Annotated in this window: 4 protein-coding genes; all 4 read right to left on the minus strand. The window is 60.5% G+C overall.

The window, feature by feature from the left end; all coding sequences use genetic code 11:
- A partial coding sequence (locus T18_RS27605; RefSeq protein WP_323455205.1) for a DUF2207 domain-containing protein occupies nt 1–983 on the minus strand: 983 nt, incomplete at its 3' end.
- 23 nt (nt 984–1,006) lie between these two features.
- Nucleotides 1,007–2,284 carry a 3-phosphoshikimate 1-carboxyvinyltransferase gene (gene aroA / locus T18_RS06240; protein WP_003515184.1) on the minus strand — a complete coding sequence of 426 codons (1,278 nt, stop codon included), beginning with the start codon at nt 2,282–2,284 and terminating at the stop codon, nt 1,007–1,009.
- Nucleotides 2,285–2,368: 84 nt separating this feature from the next.
- A complete protein-coding gene (locus T18_RS06245; RefSeq protein WP_003515183.1) occupies nt 2,369–2,920 on the minus strand; it encodes a LemA family protein in 552 nt (183 codons plus the stop codon).
- 78 nt (nt 2,921–2,998) lie between these two features.
- Nucleotides 2,999–3,841 (minus strand): glycine--tRNA ligase subunit alpha (locus tag T18_RS06250; protein WP_323455206.1); only part of this gene is annotated, 843 nt, incomplete at its 5' end.

A 3,841-nucleotide genomic window follows, 5' to 3' on the forward strand; every position in this document is an offset into this window, starting at 1 on the left:
TGCGTGCGGCGGATGACGATGGAGTTCTTCAGATCCTCCAGAACGACATAACCCTTGACCGCCAGATCAAGTGCCGAGGCGGACAGCGCTGTCCAGCCTGCGCCGGAAAAACCCCTGTTATCAACGTAATTGACCAGAGCCGGCGAAAGCCCCTCCGGTGCATCCCAGCGCGGCACGACTACACCCTTGGCCGGATCACGGCCGACCGCGAACCATGCTCGCAGATAATAGAGCAGCACTGCGAAAAGCCCGCCGCCCGAAAGCAGGATGGCAAGATTGTCACGTAGCCACCAACCGGCCTCCTGGGAGGAGGCGGGGGCGGCAATGGCGCCCTTCGGTAACTTCACGGCAACTGTCATGCCCTCGCCCACTGAAAACGGGCGGGTAGAGGCAAAAAACACCTCGTTGCCTTCGCTCAAAATGCGCGCATCCTTGCCCTTGGCACCGAGTGGACCGGTGAAAACGGCAGTACCGGTAGCCTTCACGCCCTGTGGCAAAGTGATGGTGGCTGAAATCTCACCCATCGGAAACTGCCAGCCATTGCCGGTGACATTCCAGGTGAGTTCGTCATAGTCGCTGAAATAACGGATCTGCCGGGCGGTGGTGTAGGTGATCTGGAAGATATGCTCGCCGGTCGGAAGAAAACGGTCGGCGCTGCCGGTATAAATGCGGATGCCGCCATCGATATTCTCGGTGCGCCAGTTCTCCGGCGCGCCATCGCGCTCCACGGAAACGACGTTAAAATCCACCTTGGTGCGTCGGTTATTCGCATCCAGCGCATAAAGCGGGAAATCGCGAAAGATGCCGCGCTTGATGTTCTGGCCTTCGGCACGGGCGGTGATGGTTTCCGTCACCGTCAGTTCGCCACTCTTCGCAACCTCGACGACGGAATGATAGGAGCGGATGAATTCTTCCGCAAAGGCCGGGCAGGCCGCGCCCAGGAAGACAAGCAGCGCGAGAAGTCTTGCGGCGATGGTCTTCACGGGGCGGTCTCCTCCAGCCGGTTTCAGTGCTGCGGCTCGGCAGCACTTTCCTTTTCGGTATAGTCGACGCCGAGCGAGGCGAGCGCCTTCCAGTAGCCCGGATAGGTCTTGCCAACGCAGGCAGGGTTCTGGATGGCGATGCCGCCGATCTTCAGCGCCGCCAGCGCAAAGCTCATGGCGATGCGGTGATCGGCAAAAGTATCGATGGAGGCATCGACCGTCTGACCAGCGAGCGCCGGATCGGCATGCACGATCAGGTCGTCGCCTTCCTCATGCGCCAGACCGTTGCGGATTTCGTTGAGGCCGAGCGAGACGGCACGGATACGGTCACATTCCTTCACACGCAGATTGGCAATGCCGACGAAACGTACCGGCGTTTCGTTGAACGCGGCGAGAACGGCGATGGTCGGAATGGCGTCCTGCATCTGCGAACCGTCGATTTCAGCGGGCAGGTGCGGAAACTGCGCCATGACCTCATAGGCCTTGGCATCCGGCTGGGTGAACTTGTCGGCGGGCGTGCCGATGTCGATCGCACCGCCGGTCAGAAGTTCCGCGCCCCAGAGATAGGTGGCGGCGGATGCATCCGGTTCGATGTGGAAATCGGTCGCGGTATAGCCGGTCGGATTCACGCGCCAGATGGCGTTGCTAACTCGCTCAATCTTCGCACCGAAAGCTTCCATGGCTGATGTTGTGAGATCGATATAACCCTTCGCGCCGATTTCCTCGCCCTTGAGGATGATATCAACGAACTTGTCGCCGCAGGCGGCCGCCATCAGAAGTGCCGACACATACTGGCTGGAGAGGTTGGCATCGATGGTGACGCTGCCCTTCGGGAAACCCATGCCCTTGCCCCGCACGGTAACTGGCGGGCAGCCGGTCGGCGCATCCGCTTCGACGCCGAGGGCGCGCAGCGCTTCCACCAGCGGCATGATCGGGCGTTTGCGCATGTGCTCGTCGCCATCGATGATGACGGCGCCATCCACCAGTGCTGCAGCCGCAGTCAGGAACCGAGTGGCTGTGCCGGCATTGCCGAGAAAAAGCGGCTTTTCCGGCTGCTGAAGCACGCCTGTACCCTCCACCACGAAGGTCGTGGCGTCAGGTTCTGTCACCTTAACTCCCATGGCGCGCAGGGCTTCGGCCATATAGAGCGTATCATCGCTCTTCAACGCGCCGGTTAGGCGGCTTTTTCCCTTGGCGAGGCCAGCCAGCAGAAGCGCGCGGTTGGTGATGGATTTGGAGCCGGGCGGCTCTACCTTGCCGGAAAGCGGGTGGCCGGGCGGGGTGATGGTCAGTTCGATCATGATCGTCGTCTTGTCAAAGAATGCGGCAGAGAGCCGGGATACAGGAATGTCGGCGGGAGGACTTGGCCCCTGGGAACGGTTGCCTTAGAATTTCACGGTCGGCACGGCGCGGTCTGCCGGGTTTTCGATCTCGAAGTAAGGCGCCTTGGCAAAACCGAACTGGCCGGCGATCAGATTGGATGGGAAGCTTTCCACCCTGACGTTCAGATCGCGCGCGGCGCCATTGTAATAGCGGCGCGACATCTGCAGTTCGCCCTCGATGGTTTCCAGCGAGCGCTGCAATTCCAGAAAGTTCGTATTGGCTTTCAGATCGGGATAGGCTTCAGCGAGCGCAAAGAGCTTGCCGAGCGCCTGTGACAGCATGCCTTCCGCCTGGGCGCGGCCTTCGACATCGCCAGCCGGTACGGCCTGGGCCCGGTTGCGCATGGCAATCACCTCCTCGAAGGTGCTTTTTTCATGCGCCGCGTAACCCTTCACGGTCTCGATGAGATTGGGAATGAGATCGGCGCGGCGTTTCAACTGCACATCGATGCCCGACCACGCCTCTTCCTTCATCTGCCGCGCCTTGACGAGGCCGTTATAGATGAAGACGACATAGAGCGCGATTGCCGCGATGATTGCCAGCGTGATGAACATTCCCGACCCCTCCTCAAGAGGCGCGAGCGCCGCAACGGCACCCGCACGTTAGACTGTTGCCCCGCCTTACATAAAGGTTCAGGCGGCCCTGTTCCAGTTCAACCCGCCCGCATCCGTGAGCAGGAAGGCTTCGCCGCAGGCTTTCGCCAGCGTGCGCACGCGCAGGATATAACTCTGGCGTTCCGTCACCGAGATCACGCCGCGCGCATCCAGCAGGTTAAAGACATGGCTTGCCTTGATGCACTGGTCATAGGCCGGGAACACGCATTTATGCAGGCGCTGATTGTCATCATCACCCGGCGCACCGGCGGCGAGAAGCGCCAGGCATTCCTTTTCCGCGTCGATGAAATGACGATGCAGCATGCCGGTGTCGGCAAATTCGAAATTATGGCGGGAGTATTCCTGCTCGGCCTGCAGGAAGACGTCACCATAGGAGATCTTCTCTTCACCCTCGCGGCCGTTGAAGTTGAGGTCGTAGACATTGTCGACGCCCTGAACATACATGGCCAGACGCTCCAGACCGTAGGTCAGTTCGCCAGCGACCGGCGAGCATTCGATGCCGCAGACCTGCTGGAAGTAGGTGAATTGCGACACTTCCATACCGTCGCACCAGCACTCCCAGCCGAGACCCCAGGCGCCGAGCGTCGGGCTTTCCCAGTCGTCTTCGACGAAGCGCACATCATGCAGCAGCGGATCGAGACCGATGGCCTTCAGCGAACCGAGATAGAGTTCCTGAAGGTTGGAAGGGTTGGGCTTCAGAATGACCTGATATTGGTAATAATGCTGCAAACGGTTGGGGTTTTCACCGTAGCGACCATCAGAAGGCCGGCGCGAGGGTTGCACATAGGCAGCCTTCCACGGCTTCGGTCCCAGCGCGCGCAGCGTCGTTGCCGGATGAAACGTACCCGCGCCCACTTCCAT

This window comes from Rhizobium sp. TBD182, assembly GCF_001950375.1.
GTDB classification, from domain to species: Bacteria; Pseudomonadota; Alphaproteobacteria; order Rhizobiales; family Rhizobiaceae; genus Agrobacterium; species Agrobacterium tumefaciens.

Excerpts from the sequence above, each read along its gene's own strand:
- aroA (WP_003515184.1), bottom strand. The coding sequence starts at position 2,284 with ATGATCGAACTGACCATCACCCCGCCCGGCCACCCGCTTTCCGGCAAG.
- T18_RS06245 (WP_003515183.1), bottom strand. The coding sequence starts at position 2,920 with ATGTTCATCACGCTGGCAATCATCGCGGCAATCGCGCTCTATGTCGTC.